Origin of the sequence: Mesorhizobium loti (assembly GCA_014189435.1) — a bacterium.
In the GTDB taxonomy this organism is placed as follows: Bacteria; Pseudomonadota; Alphaproteobacteria; order Rhizobiales; family Rhizobiaceae; genus Mesorhizobium; species Mesorhizobium loti_G.
This window is the reverse complement of record CP050293.1, coordinates 2,638,958-2,656,578: the sequence shown is the minus strand read 5'-3', so window position 1 is coordinate 2,656,578 and position 17,621 is coordinate 2,638,958. Positions and strand designations below refer to the sequence as shown.

Here is a 17,621-nt window from a genome sequence, read left to right as displayed (position 1 = left end):
ATATGATCACCAACGCGAACGACGCAAGACGAGATGGCGGCGCAATTGTCAGCGCCCTTACGCTTATCGGCTTGGCAGCATGGCTCCTGCTCGGCCTGCAAGGCATGGAGCGACCGGCGATGGCGGCCGGCGAAATGTCCCAGGATCAGTTCGACCAGCGCGTGCACGACTACATCATCGCGCATCCCGAGGTCATCATGGAGTCGATCCAAGGATTGGAAGCGCGCCAGCGCGACGCCGATGCGGCCGCGGCCAAGGCTGTTCTCACATCCCGCGCCGACGACATCTTCCGCGACAAACAAAGCCCGGTTGGCGGCAATGCCGAGGGCAACGTCACCATGGTCGAGTTCTTCGACTACAACTGCCCCTATTGCCGCCAGGTGGCGCCGATCATGGCGCAAGCGGCGGCCGACGATCCGCAGCTCAGGATCGTCTACAAGGAATTCCCTATCCTCGGCCCGGATTCGGTGTTCGCGGCCAAGGCGGCGCTCGCCGCCGAGCGACAAGGCAAATATGGCGCGTTCCACAAGGCGCTGTTCGGCGCCAGGACAAGGGTGACCGAGGCCGTGGTGCTCAGGGTCGCGGCGGAGGCCGGCCTCGACGTGCCGCGCCTGAAGGCCGACATGCAGCAGCCGGACATCCAGGCGCTGATCGACCGCAACATGGAACTGGCCCAGGCGTTGAGGATCACCGGAACGCCAGGTTTCGTCGTCGGCAACCAGATCTTTCCCGGCGCGACCGACCTTGCGACGATGAAGAAACTGATTGAACAAGCGAGGGCAGGCAAATGACAGGGATATCGCACCCAAGCCGACGGACGGTTATTCTGGGCGTCGTTGGCGCCGCGACGATTGCGGGCTTTCTTAGGGAATCGGATACGGCAATCGCCGCGGATGATCCCGGCCTTGTGAGCCGCTTCAAAGACCTCAGCCAGAACGGCAACAGCACGTGCTCCGCCAAATATACGGAGTCGATCGCCACCATGCCGCCGACGTCGCGGATAAAGGGCTCGTGTTGCAGCCCGATGGAAATGAAGCGCTACGTCGAGCAGGTCAACGGCTTGGCCAGATACCGAGACATCGCGATGATCCCGAGCGATCCGTACGATATCCCGGCGGGCGTCGCGCAGAAGATGATGCCTTACTACGATGTGAAACTCACCAGCGCCGAACAGCAGACCTACGACCATGCGATGGCAAATTCCGAGGAGAAGGGTCCGTGCTGTTGCCAATGCTGGCGCTGGAAAGTGTATGGCGGACTAGCGAAATACCTGATCCACGAGCACGGTTTCACCGGCAAGCAGATCGTCGATGTATGGAACCTGTCCGACGGCTGTGGCGGCGACATGTAGAGGGGTGACGGGGATGACCCTGCCGAGATCACCACCACAGCGGCGCTGCGCTGCCTCCGGAATGCTTTGCTGCCGGAGGAGTTAGCCGCGTCGCTGATCGGTTTCGCAGAATATCTCCGTGGGATCTCGGAGGCGCTTCGTCCAGCGGTTTGTCAGCAACGTACACAACATTTTTGCCGGGATATCGCCACGGTGTTACCGCATTTCGGCTCCAGGTAAGCGGTGATTAACCATTTGGGATCGATATCGGATGTGAGAACCACGCATCCGTTTGGGCAAATCCGGGGACAAACGGCAGCCTGCAAGGCCTTTTGATTTGAACAAAGTCGAACGACACAGCAACGGGCGGCACTATCACATTGGCGTCTGGCCGAGATGGCTGGCAGCGGTGATTGTTGCGTTTGGTTTCCTTGCCGCAGCCGCGACCGGCGCAAGCGCCGAAACGCGCTCGCTGAAACTCTATCACCTCCACACGCACGAAAAGGCCGAGATCGTCTACAAGCGCAATGGCCGGTACGATCCGGAAGGCCTCAGGAAGATCAACATCATTCTGCGCGACTGGCGTCGCAACGAACCGACCAAGATGGATCCGCGCCTGCTTGACCTGGTGTGGGAAGCCTACCGGCAGGCAGGCGCCACAGACTACATCCAGGTCGTCTGCGGCTATCGCTCGCCGGCGACCAATTCGATGCTGCGCAGCCGCAGCCGCGGTGTCGCCAAGGAAAGCCAGCACATGCTGGGCAAGGCGATGGACTTCTACATTCCGGGCGTACCGCTGAAGAAGCTGCGCAACATTGGCCTGAAGATGCAGGGCGGCGGCGTCGGCTACTATCCGTCGTCGGGTTCGCCCTTCGTCCATATGGATGTCGGCAATGTGCGTCATTGGCCCGGCATCAGCCGCCAGGAACTGGTCAGCCTGTTCCCCAATGGCAAGACGCTGCATGTGCCAAGCGATGGTAAGCCGCTGCCCGGTTATGCACAGGCGCTCGCCTCCTACAAGGCGCGCAAGGGCTCGGGTGCTCCGGCCATCGAACTGGCAAGTGCCGGCGGCAGCACCAAGAAATCCGGTGGGTTGCTCTCTGCTTTCTTTGGCGGCGGCGACGACGAAGCCGACGACAGCGCCGATGTCCAGACGGCTTCGGCCGCACCCGCGCCCAAGCCAAAGAGCGTGAAGCCGGCGGTGGCCGCTAAGAGCAGCAAGCTGCCTGGCATTGCGATCGTGGCGCCGAAAGATGCACAGCGTGCCGAGATTCCGCAGGTTGCCGACGATAATGCCGCCGCTCCGGAGCCGCAGAAGGACACGCCGGAGACGATCATCGCGGCACTGCCGGCGCGCAGCATTCCACTGCCTGATTTCGCACCGCGTCCGAAGGCCGATGTTAGCTCTCAGACGCCGCAGAATGTTCCGTCCGGCACGGCGGACTCCACGGCCGCCACCGAGCGGATGCTGGCGACAGCGCAAGCCCCGGATGTCGGCTATTCGGCGCAGGTCGCGCTCAGCAGCGTTCCCATGCCAAGTTGGCGTCCAGACCATGCTGACCTTACGCCTCAAGATAACGACGCGCTGGTGCAGAGCGATGCGGCATCACACAACCCGACTGCCGCCGACGCCCTCCCGGTGCAGCCGCGCGAGCGGCCAGACAAGGCCGTTGTCGATCAAGCCAGCGCGACCGACGGATATCAGGTCGCCTCTCTGTCGGCGTTCAACGAGCCCTCAGGCGTCGGTGCCGCATCGCCTCGCAACGCCATCGCTGCCCGTCCGGCGGGTTCTGATCCGGTTCTGGCAACCAGCACAGGCGTGAAGACCACGGGCAAGGAATCCAGGGCCACTGCCGGTGACCCACAGCATGGTCACAGGGCAGCCGTTGTTCTTGCCGCCGCGCCTCAGGCCGCGCGCTGGGCGCTGAACAGCGGCGAGAATGTCGCCACGGTTTCCAGCGCAACGACAGCGCCGCGCTATGCCTACAATATCGTGCATACGCCGCCGAGCGAGGTGTATACCGCCGGCTTCCTGCCGGACAACCAGATGGCCGACGCCAACCGGTTCACCGGCAACGCCGTCAAGTTCCTGTCGGTGGCACGCTTTCAGACCAAGTGACGGATTGTTCAGGCTTGAGGAGCCGCACTCATCCACTGTCGATCATCCGATGAACGCCACTGGGCCGTCCATTTCACACCAGCAAGCGCAGTCGAATTTCGTTAACCCTGCTGACGGACAATGCTGCCACTGCTATGTGAATCTTCTGCGGAATTGGACTCACCCATGGTGGAGCCGCACCGGAAGCTGGATCCTAAAGATGACGAGAATACAGTGAGTCAGAAACTGTCCAGATTCTTGATTTTGTCCGCGCTTGCAATTTTTGTGTCGGGGTGCGTGTCGACTGTTCTCGAAGTCGCTGACAAAGCAAACCAGCCGATCAATGCAAGCCTCGTCAGCGATATGAGCAGGCGGAAAATGACGCCGGCCGATCCGATTCTGATCCGGATCTTCAAGGATGAGAGTGAGCTGGAGATCTGGAAACGTGATCGCTCTGGGCGATACGCGCTTCTGAAGACCTTTCCGATGTGCCGCTGGTCCGGCAAACTTGGACCCAAAACCAGGAATGGTGACCGTCAGGCTCCAGAAGGGTTCTATCAGGTGTCCGCGGGCATGCTGAATCCGAATTCTCAGTATTATCTGTCATTCAACCTCGGTTACCCCAACAAGCTGGAAAGCGCCCTTGGCTATCGCGGCGAAGCGTTGATGGTTCATGGTGCATGCTCATCGTCGGGTTGTTTCGCGCTCACTGATGCCGGGGTTGCGGAAATCTACTCGGTCGTCCGGGAGGCCATAAGGGGCGGTCAGTCATCATTTCAGGTACAGGCTTTTCCATTCCGGATGACCCCGGAAAACATGGCGAAGAACCGCAATGATCCCAATTTTGATTTCTGGACGAACCTTAAGCAGGGTTACGACAATTTTGAAGTGACACGCCGTCCGCCGAAGGTCTCTTACTGCGATAGACGGTATGTTTTCGACGCGGAGTTTGAAGGTGGCGATCCACGCGATCCGCTCGCTTCCTGTCCACCTCTGCTAAATTCGGAAAATGGTGCTGTGGCCGCTCGAGACGATGCCGATGCACGCAAGACGGCAGCCCTTCTCGCTTCCGGCGCAACCATCGAAGCTCATGCCTATTCAGATGGAGGCATGCACCCAAGCTTCCGGAAACTTCTCCAAAGCCGTGGCGCCGCGGCCCTTGCCAAGAAAACGTCGTTGGACGACGTGCCGATTAGCCGGCCGGAGGCCGCCTTGGCGGACCCGCATAGTCCGAGTGAATGACGAATGGATCTGGGTTCTAAGGCGTACGGGTGACCTGCCCAGGCGCATTGAATATCTGAGAACCGGCGGAGCCGAATACAAATCAGGATGTTCTACTGCACCGCTCCGACGAGCATTGGCTGGCCGTCCCGGATCGAGACCCAGTGTCCGGTGTTGCCGACGGCCTGACGCTTCAAAAACTGATAATCTGTTTGATCCCACTGGCGGACCTTGTCAGTCAGGTTGTCCAAAATATAGTCGCCTTTGTCGGTGCGGACCGTCAGCACCGCATGGCCTTCGCCGTCCGGCTTGCGCAGGACAGTGATCAGAAGATCGGCCAGCGACATTCCCATGCGGTTCAGTTCACGGCGCTTCTCGAGGACGTAGTCTTCGCAGTCGCCGACGCCCCTGTTGGGATAGGCCCAGACTTCATCCTTGCCGTAAATGTCATAGTCGCTCCTCGGCTTGACAGCGGCGTTGACCTTGGCGGTCACGCTGGTCAGCTTGCGCCACAGCGCATCGGTCATGGTTGCGGGTGCGAGATTGGTTGGGCGGATCGAGCACTCGGCCGGATTGGTCTTGCAGAAATCGTAGTGTCCTATCGGCTGCGAGGTGGGGCCGCCCGTTGCCATCGGATGCGCAGCATCCGCTGGCGCCACAGCCCATGCCAAAACAGCCAGTCCGGCTGCAATTCCGGCAGCCATGCGCACGATCTGCGCCGTCGAAAAGGAAAACACTGCCCCGCCCCGCGGTCCCTGATTGTTAACGAAATGTTAACGGCCATTTACACTGCGTGTCAATGATGGGGACAGTCAGATCAGCGACATGGTTACTCACATGCGGCGGGGCGGCGACTGCGCGCCGGGAACTAGAGGGGCTCCGGCTGCCTTCCTCTCAGCAGCGAGGCATCCATAGCACTTTGCTCGACAGCATCGCCACCATGTGGATCGCCACGTTTGGACCTAGCCTGCCGCCTCATTGCCATCGGAAACCGATCTAGACGATGAGGCCGAACCAACAGAGTCCCGCTTTGGTCAGCCGCGTCGTTGACTTTGCCAGCCGTGACAGGCACTTGTTTCGGCTCAAACACGGCAAAAAGCCGTTCCGCCCGGGTAAGAAGCGCCTTTCTGAATGCACGACACGGTCGATGTCATCGCTGCGCTCGGCAATGAGCCGCCGCTGGTCGCGGGTGGCCGCAGCCGCCCCCTGACCGGCGCGAGATTTCGGCGCGCTGGCTGTCGGGCACTTTTCTTACTGGCGTGACCTCGAGTGTGCTGATGGGCGTGGCACTGTTCGCAGCGGTTGATGGCCACCAGCAACTGGCGACCCCGCCCGAAATCGCCGAGTTGGCCCACGTCGAAAACGGCGGCGATTCCGGTGAAGTCGCCAAGACGACCAGGCTGGTGGCGCTAAGGCAGATCGCCAAGGCAAAGGACCGCCGGCGCATGGAAGTGTCGATGGTGACCAAGGTTGGCGACCGCGACGTCATCCACACCATGCCCTTCGTGCAGATCAAGATGTCGCTTGCCGCCGGACACACGACCAACCGCCCCTACCCGCCCTTTGACCCGATGCAGGTGTTTGCTGACGACGGCGCCGCGCAGCCGCCACCCACCGACGCTGGCGTCAGCCAGATCTATGGTGCCAAGGTCGAAAGCGAGATGAGCTTGAAGACCGTCGATTTCCCGATCGAAACGGCGTCCTTCGATGAAAAGAGCGACCTGTCAGCCGACGAGGTGGAAAAGGTGGTGCGCGGCGCCGGCGCAGGTCTGAGCGAGGGCGCGGTTCAAGTGGCGTCGCTGCATTATGTCGACCCGCAGCGATTCGGCGAGGCCTTTGCCGAAAGCATGGCCGGCTCCTACGACGTTAAGGTAGTGCCGGAAAACGTTTCGGTGTCGCCGCGGGCCGTTGCCGACGATCAGACGCCGGCTTTCGCCGAGGAGATCATTCCCTTCACCAAGGACCTCGACATTACCGAGGCCTTCGCTGATTCGGGCTACACGGGCCAGGACGCCACCGGCATGGCCGAGGCGATCGCCAAACTGCTCAATGCGCCGGCGCTCAAGGCGGGAACAGTGTTGCGCGTCGGGCTTGAGGTGCATGGCGACGCCGCCAAGGTCGTTCGCACCAGCGTCTACGACAAGACCCAGCACATCGTCACCATCGCGCTCGACGATCATGGCCAGTATGTGCCTGCGCAGGAGCCGGAACCCAATCCCGAATTGCTGACGGCGTTCGACGACTCACCGCCGGTGGTGGTGCGTGGCAATTTGCCGAACATTTATGATGGCATCTACCGCGCCGCCTATTCCTACGGCATGTCGAAAAAGATGACGCAGCAACTGGTCAAGCTGCTGGCGTCTGATGTCGACTTCCAGTCGCGGCTCAATCCGTCGGACCGCCTTGATGTGCTGTTCTCGCAACCGGACAGCGACGACCATGCGTCCGACGAGTCCGAACTGCTTTATGTTTCGTCGACCTTTGGTGGCACCGTCCACAATTTCTACCGCTTCCAGATGCAGGACGGTAGCACCGACTATTACGACGAGAACGGCAGCAGCGCCAAGCAGTTCCTGCTGCGCAACCCGGTTCCCAATGGCAGATTTACCTCTGGTTTTGGACTTAGGCGTCACCCGATCCTAGGTTACGTCAAAATGCATACCGGAACAGATTGGGCAGCTCCAATCGGAACGCCGATCATTGCCGCCGGAAACGGCGTCGTCGAGAAGGCCGGATGGGCAAGCGGCTATGGCAAGCAGACCATACTGCGCCACGCTAACGGCTATGAGACGTCTTACAATCACCAGAACGCCTTTGCCGAAGGCATCGTGCCAGGCGCACGAGTGAGGCAAGGACAGGTCATCGGCTATCTTGGCTCGACCGGTCTTTCCACCGGTCCTCATCTCCATTACGAGTTGATCGTCAACGGCACCAAGGTCGATGCGATGCGCGTTCGCCTGCCAGTCGGCAAAGTGCTGAAGGGCGATGATCTTGTCGCCTTCAACCGCGAGCGCCAGCGCATCGACGACCTGCTCAAGCAGCAAGACAGCGACCACTTGTGGATAGCGAGCGTCAAGGGTGATGACTGTGCAACAATTTGCTAAGATTCTGCGACAGGTCCAACACTCCGGCCAACGCCCAGTTTGTTAGGTTTGAATCGAGCCATTCACTTGGGAGCTTGTGTTGAAACTTTTGTCGCATCCGCCCCAAGATTTGCTCTCCCGTCTTGGAGGTGTGCCGATGAATCGCAAAGCGGCATCTAGCATCGCATCAATCGCGCCGATGATAGCCTTTTGCCTGACGGGCCAGGCAAGCGCGCACCCACACGTTTTTGCGGAAGCAAGCCTCAGTATCACCCTTTCCCCTGACCAGTCGTCTGTAGACTCACTGCAGCATTTGTGGCGATTCGACGAAATATTCTCCAGCACGGTGATGATGGAGTTCGACAAGAATCTCGATCTCAAGCTCGACAAATCAGAGATGACTCTTGTTTCCGAAACGGTCTATGCATCGCTTGCTGATTACAAATATTTTCAGCTCGTAACGGTCGATGGAAAGGATATTTTGATGGATCCTCCACCATCGCTCACGACAAAATTCGAAAATGACCAGTTAATTATCTCATTCGAATCAAAGCCCAAAAAGCCCTTAATGCTTGCTGGAAAGATCGATTTCGGGGTTTACGATCCGAGCTTCTACACTGCCATCGATTTTCTGACGGATGACAATTTGGTGGTCGACCGGTTGCCGACAACGTGCTCTCGCGCTGTCATAAGGCCGAATGCCGACGAGGCCATTTCGCAGAATCAGAAAACTCTCACGGACGCGTTTTTCAACGATCCCGCCGGGACTGACATGAGCAAGATATTCGCGACGAAGCTTGAATTGTCCTGTAGGGCAAAAGGCTAGCTGGTTTCGCGAGTCATAGCCAGCGCTCTGACATGAACGCGACGCCGCGGATCAGGCATCGATTAACTGAGTCCCCCAGTCCTTTGCCTTTGACGGGCAAGCGCCCTACCAGCCGCAGGCTTTCAGAAACCGCCCGACTGTACCGGCCATGCCATATTCCAATGCATCGGCGGTCAATCCATGTCCAATCGACACTTCGGCCAACGCTGGAATGCGCATTAACAAAGCCGGCAGGTTCTTCACCACAAGATCGTGCCCGGCATTGACCTGGAGCCCGGCGGCAAGGGCGGCGTCAGCGGTTTTTCCCAATCTTTCCAGCTCCTTCTCAGCTTTTGCGGGACCGGAATGATAGCTGCCGTAGGGGCCGGTATAGAGCTCGATCCGGTCCGCGTCGGTGTCTCGCGCGGCCGTCACCCCTTCGGGATTCGGATCGGAAAACAGCGACACGCGAAAGCCTCCCTTTTTCAGGCGCTTGACGATCGGTGTCAGGAACGCCGCTTCAGTAGCGAAGTTCCAGCCATGGTCGGAGGTCGCCTGGGCAGGATCGTCCGGCACCAGCGTCACCTGCTCCGGCTGGTGCTTTTCCACAAGCGCCAGGAAATCCTCGCTCGGATAGCCCTCGATGTTGAACTCCGCCTTGGGGAACTCGTCGTCGATCAGCGCCCTGATCTCCGGCAGGTCGGAATGCCGCGTGTGCCGTTCGTCGGGGCGCGGATGCACCGTCAGCCCGTGCGCGCCGGCGGCCAGGGCAAAGCGCCCGAGCCCGGTCACGCTCGGCCACGGCAGGTCGCGCCGGTTGCGCAGCATGGCGATGGCGTTGAGATTGACGGAAAGCTTCGCAGGCATGGCTTCGGATCCGGGTGTTTTGGCAGGGCATCTATACCGCCTTTGACGGGAACAGTAAGCATTGCGAGCTTCCGCCGACACTGAAGAGTTCGTGGACGATGCATCAAAATAGAGTGGTCGCTATGGTGGCGCGACATCGTCTCACTCCGGTCCTTCAAGCCTAGCTAGGTTGGGTGAGGAGAATTGCTGGGCTTTCCCCGCCCTTCCCTGGGAACCAAACTGACAACTGCCCGTTTGCCAACCGTGCCGAAGCTCCAGCAGATACACCCACTCTTTATGGCAATTTGCATCACTGTGGTGGTGTTTGCGGCCGCTGTTTTCGTGCCCGGCAGTTCAGGTCAGTTGCAGACCAGATTAGTCACAACCCACATCCAGGCGTCTGAGGCCTATCCCGCCATCAATTGCCATCAAGACATTTTTGGCGGCGCCAATTGTTGTGCATCTCTCCACTGCACGGCAGGCATTCCCCCGAGCGGCTTGTCGCCAACTTTTGGTCAGCAAAGATCAGACGGGGCTGGCGACACCAGCGCTCTTCCTCCGTCTCAGGTCACGGGTCGACTAGACCGACCGCCAAAGCGGACTGTTTTCCACGCCCGGCGGCTCGCCCCACTCGTTGGATAACAGCCGCGCTGCAGTCCGCGATCAACTCAAGAGATAGGAGAAATACCATGAACAATATCAAACTCGCCCTTGCGACCGCGACGTTTTTGGCCGGAGCAGGTTCGCTCGCTCTTGGCCAGGAAATGGCATCCCCGTTGCCCGAGCAATGCCGCCAGGCCGATCAGATGGCGCCTATGCCAGGAATGGAAATGTCGAAGGCTGACATGGACGACGCGCATCAGGCATACATGACGGCGATGGAGAAGATGGACCCGGCCATGATGGAGGGTATCAAGGCCAAGGATGCTGACGTGGCCTTCATCTGCGGGATGATCGCCCATCATCAGGGCGCGATCGATATGGCGGAAGTCGAGCTTAAGTACGGCGACAATGCCGACGCTAAGAAAAAGGCGCAGATGGTCATTGATGCTCAAAAGAAGGAAATCAAGGACTACACAAAGTGGCTCAAGACCAATGCAAAATAGTCAGGCGCGACCGCATTGGATACCTACGTTCAAAGGAGAATTGCCATGCACCAACTGAGCCCGAAAATGAGGGCCTGCATCGAGGAATGCTTGCGCTGCTATTCAACATGCCTTTCGACCGCGATGGGCCATTGTCTGGAAATGGGCGGAAAGCACACCGAGAGGAACCATTTCACCTTGATGATGGCCTGCGCCGAGATCTGCCGAACATCGGCGCATTTCATGCTGCTCGGCTCGAAGCATCATAAGCATGTCTGCGGTGAATGCGCGGAGATCTGTGGCCAATGCGCGGATGATTGCGAGCGCCTCGGCGACATGCAGGAGTGTGTCGACGCTTGCCGGCAATGCGCAGAAGCCTGCCGCACGATGGCTGGTTAGCCACAACTTAAAGACGGGGCGCTGAATTACAGCGCCCCTTCTTGCCACTGCCGCGAAGTCACCAGGTACATACATCCTTGCGAACTACCTGAACACATCTGTGTGGTCACCTACCTAGACAACTGCGGGGGGTTGGCTGCGGAAGGAAGGCCGCGAGGGAGATGAACCAAACCGGAAGTTGCGCCACCGAATGAACACCGCAGGCATCGTCACAAGCGCTCCGCCCAGGGCGAAGGAAATACCTCAGCCGTCATGCCGGCAATCCTGTAGGTCAGCAATCCGAACCATTCATGCGCGGCGAGATCGGTCGCAGCAAGACCGACGGCGATCGAACCAGTCGGGCGCTTGAGATCTGCTATGCCGCGCGTTCGATAGTCGACCGGATAAGGGGTCACGTCAAATCCTGCGGCCCGAAAACATCCGATCGCCCTGGGCATGTGGCTAGCGGATGTCACAAGAAGCCAGATCTCGCCTGGCTTGGGTCGAACCGAGGCGGCGCTTTCCCTGCCGTTTTCGCAGGTATTTCGCGATCGTTCCTCCATCTCGATGCGCTGCGGCGACACGCCGAGCGACACCAAGATATCGCGAGCGACCTGGGATTCCGTCAGTGTACTGGCGCCGTGAATATGACCTGACCCTCCGGAGAGAAAAATTCTGGCATCCGGATAGCGCCTGCTGAGATCGACAGTCGCCGTCAGCCGTTCTCCCGCCTCATTCATCGCCAAGGTGTCGCGGTCGCTGCTGATATGGGTGTCGACGGCTCCACCAAGCAGGATGATGCCGGTGACGGGCCCATCGATAACCGGTTGGGGGAAGCGGTTCTCCAGCACCATCAACGCAGCCGGTCCCAGAGGGCTCCAACCGCAGATGGCGAGCAAGAGAACCGACGCTATGATGCACCCCCGTCCCAGGCGAGATCTGCCGAGGAGCACGGCAAGAATGCCGATCAGGCCGAGGAGCGCGACAAGATTGGAAGGGAGCAGGAAAAACTCGATGAGCTTGGAGATGACGAAAAACATCACGCCCTCACGCGCGAATTTGATAACCCGCGGGCCTCAGAGGTGAGAGAGAGTCCTCGCATGCGATGGCATTTCGGCATTCGTCTGCTGCATTGGCTGACCGTGATCGCGCTCGCGGCGCAAATCGCCATTGCCTTCGGACCGATGAACGGGCCGGGGATGGCGACGATGAACTGGCTTCCGCTCCACATGTCGATCGGCGTGACGATCCTTGCCATCATTGTCCTCAGGCTTTGCTGGCGCATCTTCACCCAGCCCCCTGTCAAGCACACCACACGCTCCGTGCGGTTTGCGACCGCTTTCTTTCACGTGTTTCTCTACGTCATGATCCTTGCCGTCCTGATAACGGGATGGCTCGGCTACCGGCCAATGCCTTTCATGCCTCCCGCACGGCTTTTCGGAAACCTGCATGTGCCGTTGGCGCCATCCGTCGGCGGACTGTCGGCAAGAGCTTTCGCGTTCATCCATGCAAAACTGGTCTGGATCATGCTTGGATTTATCGGCGTTCACATCCTGGCTGCGCTTGTGCATTTCCTGGTGCTTCGCGATGGTGTCATGCGCACCATGTTCTTTGGGCGGCTGGACATCGCTTCGCGGGAAGAGGACGCGCAGCTTGCGGTCGGCGATGAAGCCGGCTGCTCACCCGATCGCCCATAATCCTCCGGCAATGACAACCGCGTACCGCGCCGCCTTGCCCAATGCGACGAGAGCAACGAACACGCCGAGATTCACGCGTGCCGCGCCTGCCGCAATGGTGAAAGCATCTCCGAAAACCGGCAGCCAGGCAAACAGCAGAGTCCATTCGCCAAAGCGTCGGAACGTCCGGCTGGCCTGCTCATAGCGCTCGGGAGTTACAGGAAACCAGCGCCTGGTCTGGAGCGAGTCGATGCCACGCCCCAGAATCCAGTTCACCACGGAGCCGAGCGTGTTACCGAGCGTGGCGACCGCAAGGAGCAGCGCCGGATCGCCGCGACCCGAGACGATCAGGCCGGCGAGCACCACTTCCGATGAGACCGGCAGGATGGTTGCGGCGAGGAACGCGCTGACGAACAGCGCGCTATAGAGCGCCGCCACCTCGGCCTATGCCTGCACGTCGACAATGCCCATCATGCCGAGCTGCTCATGCTCCAGGATGTGGCAGTGATACATGCGTGGCCCCGGCCGGTCCTGGCGCAGCAAGAGCCGCACCGTCTCGCCGCGCGCGACGTTGACGGTGTCTTTCCAGGCCAGGTAGGCCGGTTTCGAAACCTGGCCGTCGCGCTCATGGTCGACCACCTGAAACTGCGTCCCGTGGACGTGGAACGGATGGTCCATGTCAGCCTTGTTGACAATTTCCCAGAGCTCGACTTGTCCTGTTTTCGAGACGACATCGATGCGGCCCATGTCAAAGGCGGCGCCGTTGATCAGGAACCCCATCTCCATGCCGCTGGCGTTCATGGCCATGGTTTCGGTGAACACGAAGCGACGGTTGACGGCGGGGGCACCGATCCGCGAGATCGGCCGCAGCCGGTCCGGCAGCGGCGGAACCGGCTCGGCCGGCGTCTCCGAAACATTGACCGTCAGCAGTGTCAGGCCTGCATCGGCAGGCCGGCCTGCGCCCATCCAGCCGCGATCGTAGTCGAGCGTGTACAGCGTGGCGGGGCCGGGCTTGTCGAATGATACGATCAGTTCAAGGCGTTCCGCGGGACTGAGAAGGATCTCGTCGACTGTGATCGGGGTCTCCAGCAGACCACCGTCCGTTCCGATAACTGTCATTGACGCTTCAAACGACAGTCGAAGGAAACGTGCGTTTGTCGCGTTGTAGAGCCGGAAGCGCCGCTTCGTGCCAAAGGGCACCGTTACCTGAGGATTCTTCTGTCCGTTGACAAGTACATGATCGCCGACGCGTCCGTTCATCAGGTCGACCATCGTGTTGTCCGGCATGGTGCCATCGGCGGCGAGGCGAAGGTCGGTAAACACCAGCACGGTATCGCCATAGGCGGCCGGGATCGGATCGACCTTCGGCTTGACCACGAATGCGCCGGCAAGACCACGATAGACTTGCTCGGCCGTCTTGCCGTGCGGATGCGGATGGTACCAGTATGAACCCGCGCTTCCTTCGGGCAGTTCGAAGCTGTAGGTGCGGTCGGCGCCGGTTGCGACGGGGTCCATCGGATTGCCGTCCTGGTCAGACGGAACGGGCATGCCATGCCAATGGATGGTGCTCGTCTCTTCAGGAATTCGGTTCGCGAATGTGATCTCGACGCGGTCGCCCTCGGTCGCTTCGATCAATGGCCCTGGACTCAGGCCGTTGTAGCCAAGGATGGGCGTATCCAGCCCTTCCGCAAAACGCACCGTGGCGGACTCTGCCGTCAGCTTCCCCCTGAACAGGCCGGGGGTGCGGGCATCGTTGGCGAGGCGAGGCAAGTCGCGAAGTGTTTCTCCTTCACGCAGCACGGCCGCGCCTTGCGGCGCTGCGGCCATATCGTGACCTGCGTGACCGCCCATATCCATGCCGGGCATGTCATCCATCTTCATTTGAGCGATGGCGCGCGGGCTCGCAAAAACCGTCACAAGACCTGCCGCCAGAAAAGCGCGTCGATGCATCTGTTGTCTCCTAGGTCAAAGACTGGCCCGCGTCGGCGCGCGGTATGATTCAGAAAGCCTGCCGTTGCCTGGCGATCTCGCCGCCGAGCTTCGGGCGCTTGGACGACCTGGCTGGTCCGGCCTCGTGACCGCTGGAAAGGTTCTCGATGATCGGGCAGTGCGGCCGACCATCCCCCTGGCAGTGCTCCGCCAGATGCCGCAGCGTCTTTGACATATCGCGGAGTTCGCGCATTTTCCGCTCGAGTTCGGCGACATGTTCCATCGCAATCCGCTTGACATCGGCGCTCGCCCGCGAGCGATCGCTCCATAGAGCAAGCAGATCGGTCATCTGGTCGACCGAAAAGCCAAGATCACGCGCCCGGCGGATGAAGCCGAGCGTATGAACGTCGTCGCCGGAATAGACCCGGTAGCCAGCGTCGGTGCGGGTAGCGTTCGAGATGAGTCCGATCGACTCATAGTAGCGGATCATCTTGGCCGAGACGCCTGATTCCGCGGCAGCTTCACCTATGTTCATGATTGCATTCCAGGCTGGCAGTCCCGGCGACATCAGATCCGGAGCTTGGGGCAAAACGCATCGGCATCAATTCTATCATACGACCTGCACCGAAAAATGGCTGGCCTGTACCCTGTCGTCGATCGGCGCTCGGAAGCGCCTGAGACGCAAGGCATTGGTCAGAACGAAGACGCTGGACAGCGCCATGGCGCCCGCCGCCAACATCGGCGACAGGAGCGTGCCGTTCAGCGGATAGAGCACGCCAGCGGCGACCGGGATGAGCGCGATGTTGTAGGCAAAGGCCCAGAACAGGTTCTGGCCAATGTTGCGGATCGTCGCCTTGGAGAGCGCGATCGCGTTCGCGACACCGCGGAGATCGCCTGACATCAGAACAACATCGGCGCTCTCGATGGCGATGTCCGTGCCAGTGCCGATCGCTATGCCGACATCCGCCGCCGCAAGTGCTGGCGCATCGTTTATGCCGTCGCCGACGAAGGCAACGCGAGCGCCGTAGGCGGCAAGCCGTTTGACGGCCTCGACCTTGCCGTCCGGCAGCACCTCGGCGACGATTTCGTCGATGCCGATACGCCGCCCGATCGCCTCCGCCGTACGGCGGTTGTCACCGGTTACCATGGCGACCCGAAGACCAAGCGCATGCAGCGCCGCTATAGCTGCGGGCGTCGATGCCTTGATCGGATCGGCAACGGCGACGATCGCCGCAAGCCTGCCATCAATGGCAGCATAGAGTGGGGTCTTACCCTCGTCGGCAAGGCGCGCTGACGCCGAAGCAAAGGTCGAGATGTCCAGGCCGAGATTGATCATCAAGCGATCAGCACCGACCTCGATCTTGTACCTTTCGACGACAGCTCTCGCCCCGTAGCCAGGAATGGCCTCGAAATTCTCGACATCGACAAGCACAAGCCCGCGCCGTTCGGCCGCCCGCACGATCGCATCCGCGACTGGGTGCTCGGACCGGGCCTCTACGGAGCTTACGAGCCGGAGAACGTCGGCTTCGACAAAACCGTCAGTCACGACGAAATCGGTCAGTTCGGGCCGGCCCTCGGTGAGCGTTCCGGTCTTGTCGAGGGCAATGACCGTAGCATCACGCAGAGTCTGCAGCGCCTCGCCCTTGCGGAAGAGCACGCCCAGTTCGGCCGCGCGGCCCGTACCGACCATGATCGAGGTCGGCGTAGCAAGGCCCATGGCGCAAGGGCAGGCAATGATCAGAACGGCAACGGCGTTGACCAGGGCGAAAGACAGGGCCGGCTGCGGACCCAGCACAAGCCAGGCGCCGAAGGTGAGCAAGGCGGCCGCGATGACGGCCGGCACGAACCAGGCGGTCACCTTGTCGACCAGCGCCTGGATCGGCAGCTTCGAGCCTTGCGCAGCTTCGACCATGCGGATGATCTGGGCGAGCAGCGTTGCCGAGCCGACCTTTGTGGCACGGAAGGAAAAACTGCCGGTCTTGTTAATGGTGCCGCCGACCACTTCTGAGCCGATACCCTTGGCGACAGGCAGCGGTTCGCCGGTCATCATGGACTCGTCGACGAAGGATGATCCCTCGACGATCTCGCCGTCGACCGCGATCTTTTCGCCCGGGCGGATCACCACTACGTCACCAACCCGCACCTCGGCGAGCGGCACCTCGACCGTGACGCCGTTCTTGACGAGGCGCGCAGTCTTGGGCTGCAGCCCGACGAGTTTCTTGATCGCCTCGCTGGTCCGGCCTTTGGCCCGCGCTTCGAGATAGCGGCCGAGCAGGATCAACGTCACGATCACGGCTGCCGCTTCGTAATAGACGTTGGCAGTGCCTGCCGGCAGGACATTGGGGATGAAAGTCGCGACGAGCGAGTAGGTCCAGGCAGCACCCGACCCAAGCGCCACCAGCGCGTTCATGTCTGGCGCGCCCCTGAGCAGCGCCGGCATTCCCTTCTTAAAGAAACGCAGGCCGGGGCCAAACAGAACAATCGTGGTCAGGACGAATTGCAATCGCCAGTTCCAGTCGCCGAGCGTCATCATCACCCAGTGATGGAAGGCTGGCATAAGATGGGCGCCCATTTCGAGTATGAACACCGGCAGCGTCAAAAGCGCAGCCAACGCAAGCAAACGACCCAGCGTTCGAATCTCGGCTTCGCGCCCGTCGCGCTCACGGTCCTTGTCTGCGTCCGGCAAGATCTGCCGCGCTTCGTAGCCGGCTGCCGCCACCGCCCCCTCGAGCGCGGCGGCCTCGATGGTGCCCGCGATGATGCGGACGGTGGCACGCTCCGTTGCCAGATTGACGCTGGCCTCGGTTACGCCCGGCACAGCCTTCAGCGCCTTTTCGATGCGCGCCACGCAGGAGGCGCAGGTCATCCCTTCGATGGCGAGTTCAATCGTATCTGCGCGCGTCTCGTAGCCAACGGCCGACACTGCAGCGATAACGGGAGCAAGGTCCGGCTTGCCGGAGAAAGTCACCTCGGCACGTTCGGTCGCCAGATTGACCGATGTCCCGACGACGCCCGGCGCGGAGGCGATGGCCTTTTCGACGCGTCGCACACACGAAGCGCACGTCATGCCATCAATGCCGATCTGAATTTTGGAACCAGGAACCGAAACGGGTTCGACTGGCGTGTGCGGGGTAACGGCGTTCATGGGTTTGCAACTCCATCTTGGGTGG

Annotated in this window: 15 protein-coding genes and 1 pseudogene; 9 read left to right on the top strand and 7 right to left on the bottom strand. The window is 60.6% G+C overall.

The window, feature by feature from the left end; translation table 11 throughout:
* Nucleotides 1–2 precede the first annotated feature (2 nt).
* From HB777_12845 to HB777_12830, 4 genes are all read left to right on the top strand, one after another.
* Nucleotides 3–791, top strand: coding sequence for a DsbA family protein (locus HB777_12845; GenBank protein ID QND64684.1), 789 nt, complete (start codon nt 3–5; stop codon nt 789–791).
* A complete protein-coding gene (locus HB777_12840; protein ID QND64683.1) occupies nt 788–1,351 on the top strand; it encodes a hypothetical protein in 564 nt (187 codons plus the stop codon). The genes HB777_12845 and HB777_12840 overlap by 4 nt, the downstream gene beginning before the upstream one ends.
* A 358-nt stretch (nt 1,352–1,709) precedes the next feature.
* Nucleotides 1,710–3,449 carry a DUF882 domain-containing protein gene (locus HB777_12835; protein ID QND68764.1) on the top strand — a complete coding sequence of 580 codons (1,740 nt, stop codon included), beginning with the start codon at nt 1,710–1,712 and terminating at the stop codon, nt 3,447–3,449.
* 237 nt (nt 3,450–3,686) lie between these two features.
* Nucleotides 3,687–4,670: a murein L,D-transpeptidase gene (locus HB777_12830; protein QND68763.1), complete on the top strand. Its 984-nt coding sequence runs from the start codon at nt 3,687–3,689 to the stop codon at nt 4,668–4,670.
* A 92-nt stretch (nt 4,671–4,762) separates the two neighbouring features.
* Here HB777_12830 and HB777_12825 read toward each other — a convergent pair whose 3' ends face one another.
* On the bottom strand, nt 4,763–5,353 hold the full coding sequence (locus HB777_12825; GenBank protein QND68762.1) for a transglutaminase-like cysteine peptidase: 591 nt from the start codon (nt 5,351–5,353) through the stop codon (nt 4,763–4,765).
* A gap of 427 nt (nt 5,354–5,780) precedes the next feature.
* On the opposite strand from HB777_12825, the pseudogene HB777_12820 reads away from it, so the two are divergent.
* Together HB777_12820 and HB777_12815 are read left to right on the top strand one after the other, a co-directional pair.
* A pseudogene (locus HB777_12820) lies at nt 5,781–7,753 on the top strand (M23 family metallopeptidase).
* A gap of 136 nt (nt 7,754–7,889) precedes the next feature.
* Nucleotides 7,890–8,558, top strand: a complete 669-nt coding sequence (locus tag HB777_12815; protein ID QND68761.1) for a DUF1007 family protein — start codon at nt 7,890–7,892, stop codon at nt 8,556–8,558.
* Nucleotides 8,559–8,663: 105 nt separating this feature from the next.
* Here the strand turns inward: HB777_12815 and HB777_12810 are convergent, their stop codons facing one another.
* Nucleotides 8,664–9,404: a pyridoxine 5'-phosphate synthase gene (locus HB777_12810; GenBank protein QND64682.1), complete on the bottom strand. Its 741-nt coding sequence runs from the start codon at nt 9,402–9,404 to the stop codon at nt 8,664–8,666.
* A gap of 668 nt (nt 9,405–10,072) precedes the next feature.
* Between HB777_12810 and HB777_12805 the strand changes: the two genes are divergently transcribed.
* Together HB777_12805 and HB777_12800 are read left to right on the top strand one after the other, a co-directional pair.
* Nucleotides 10,073–10,489 (top strand): DUF305 domain-containing protein, encoded by a 417-nt coding sequence (locus HB777_12805; GenBank protein QND64681.1) that lies wholly within the window; start codon nt 10,073–10,075, stop codon nt 10,487–10,489.
* Nucleotides 10,490–10,534: 45 nt separating this feature from the next.
* Nucleotides 10,535–10,867, top strand: a complete 333-nt coding sequence (locus HB777_12800) for a four-helix bundle copper-binding protein (GenBank protein ID QND64680.1) — start codon at nt 10,535–10,537, stop codon at nt 10,865–10,867.
* A 209-nt stretch (nt 10,868–11,076) separates the two neighbouring features.
* On the opposite strand, the gene HB777_12795 is transcribed toward HB777_12800, so the two are convergent.
* Complete coding sequence (locus HB777_12795; protein QND64679.1) at nt 11,077–11,886, bottom strand: YdcF family protein; 810 nt, start codon at nt 11,884–11,886, stop codon at nt 11,077–11,079.
* A gap of 60 nt (nt 11,887–11,946) precedes the next feature.
* Between HB777_12795 and HB777_12790 the strand changes: the two genes are divergently transcribed.
* Nucleotides 11,947–12,543, top strand: a complete 597-nt coding sequence (locus HB777_12790) for a cytochrome b (protein QND64678.1) — start codon at nt 11,947–11,949, stop codon at nt 12,541–12,543.
* On the opposite strand, the gene HB777_12785 is transcribed toward HB777_12790, so the two are convergent.
* From HB777_12785 to HB777_12770, 4 genes are all read right to left on the bottom strand, one after another.
* A complete protein-coding gene (locus HB777_12785; protein QND64677.1) occupies nt 12,526–12,960 on the bottom strand; it encodes a DedA family protein in 435 nt (144 codons plus the stop codon). The genes HB777_12790 and HB777_12785 overlap by 18 nt on opposite strands.
* A gap of 6 nt (nt 12,961–12,966) precedes the next feature.
* Nucleotides 12,967–14,472, bottom strand: coding sequence for a multicopper oxidase family protein (locus tag HB777_12780; protein ID QND64676.1), 1,506 nt, complete (start codon nt 14,470–14,472; stop codon nt 12,967–12,969).
* Between the two features lie 49 nt (nt 14,473–14,521).
* Complete coding sequence (gene cueR / locus HB777_12775; GenBank protein ID QND64675.1) at nt 14,522–14,986, bottom strand: Cu(I)-responsive transcriptional regulator; 465 nt, start codon at nt 14,984–14,986, stop codon at nt 14,522–14,524.
* 75 nt (nt 14,987–15,061) lie between these two features.
* Nucleotides 15,062–17,596, bottom strand: a complete 2,535-nt coding sequence (locus tag HB777_12770) for a heavy metal translocating P-type ATPase (protein ID QND64674.1) — start codon at nt 17,594–17,596, stop codon at nt 15,062–15,064.
* Nucleotides 17,597–17,621: the final 25 nt, after the last annotated feature.

Excerpts from the sequence above, each read along its gene's own strand:
- HB777_12770 (QND64674.1), bottom strand. The coding sequence starts at position 17,596 with ATGAACGCCGTTACCCCGCACACGCCAGTCGAACCCGTTTCGGTTCCT.
- HB777_12840 (QND64683.1), top strand. The coding sequence starts at position 788 with ATGACAGGGATATCGCACCCAAGCCGACGGACGGTTATTCTGGGCGTC.
- cueR (QND64675.1), bottom strand. The coding sequence starts at position 14,986 with ATGAACATAGGTGAAGCTGCCGCGGAATCAGGCGTCTCGGCCAAGATG.
- HB777_12805 (QND64681.1), top strand. The coding sequence starts at position 10,073 with ATGAACAATATCAAACTCGCCCTTGCGACCGCGACGTTTTTGGCCGGA.
- HB777_12815 (QND68761.1), top strand. The coding sequence starts at position 7,890 with ATGAATCGCAAAGCGGCATCTAGCATCGCATCAATCGCGCCGATGATA.
- HB777_12810 (QND64682.1), bottom strand. The coding sequence starts at position 9,404 with ATGCCTGCGAAGCTTTCCGTCAATCTCAACGCCATCGCCATGCTGCGC.
- HB777_12825 (QND68762.1), bottom strand. The coding sequence starts at position 5,353 with ATGGCTGCCGGAATTGCAGCCGGACTGGCTGTTTTGGCATGGGCTGTG.
- HB777_12795 (QND64679.1), bottom strand. The coding sequence starts at position 11,886 with ATGTTTTTCGTCATCTCCAAGCTCATCGAGTTTTTCCTGCTCCCTTCC.
- HB777_12790 (QND64678.1), top strand. The coding sequence starts at position 11,947 with ATGCGATGGCATTTCGGCATTCGTCTGCTGCATTGGCTGACCGTGATC.
- HB777_12845 (QND64684.1), top strand. The coding sequence starts at position 3 with ATGATCACCAACGCGAACGACGCAAGACGAGATGGCGGCGCAATTGTC.
- HB777_12800 (QND64680.1), top strand. The coding sequence starts at position 10,535 with ATGCACCAACTGAGCCCGAAAATGAGGGCCTGCATCGAGGAATGCTTG.
- HB777_12780 (QND64676.1), bottom strand. The coding sequence starts at position 14,472 with ATGCATCGACGCGCTTTTCTGGCGGCAGGTCTTGTGACGGTTTTTGCG.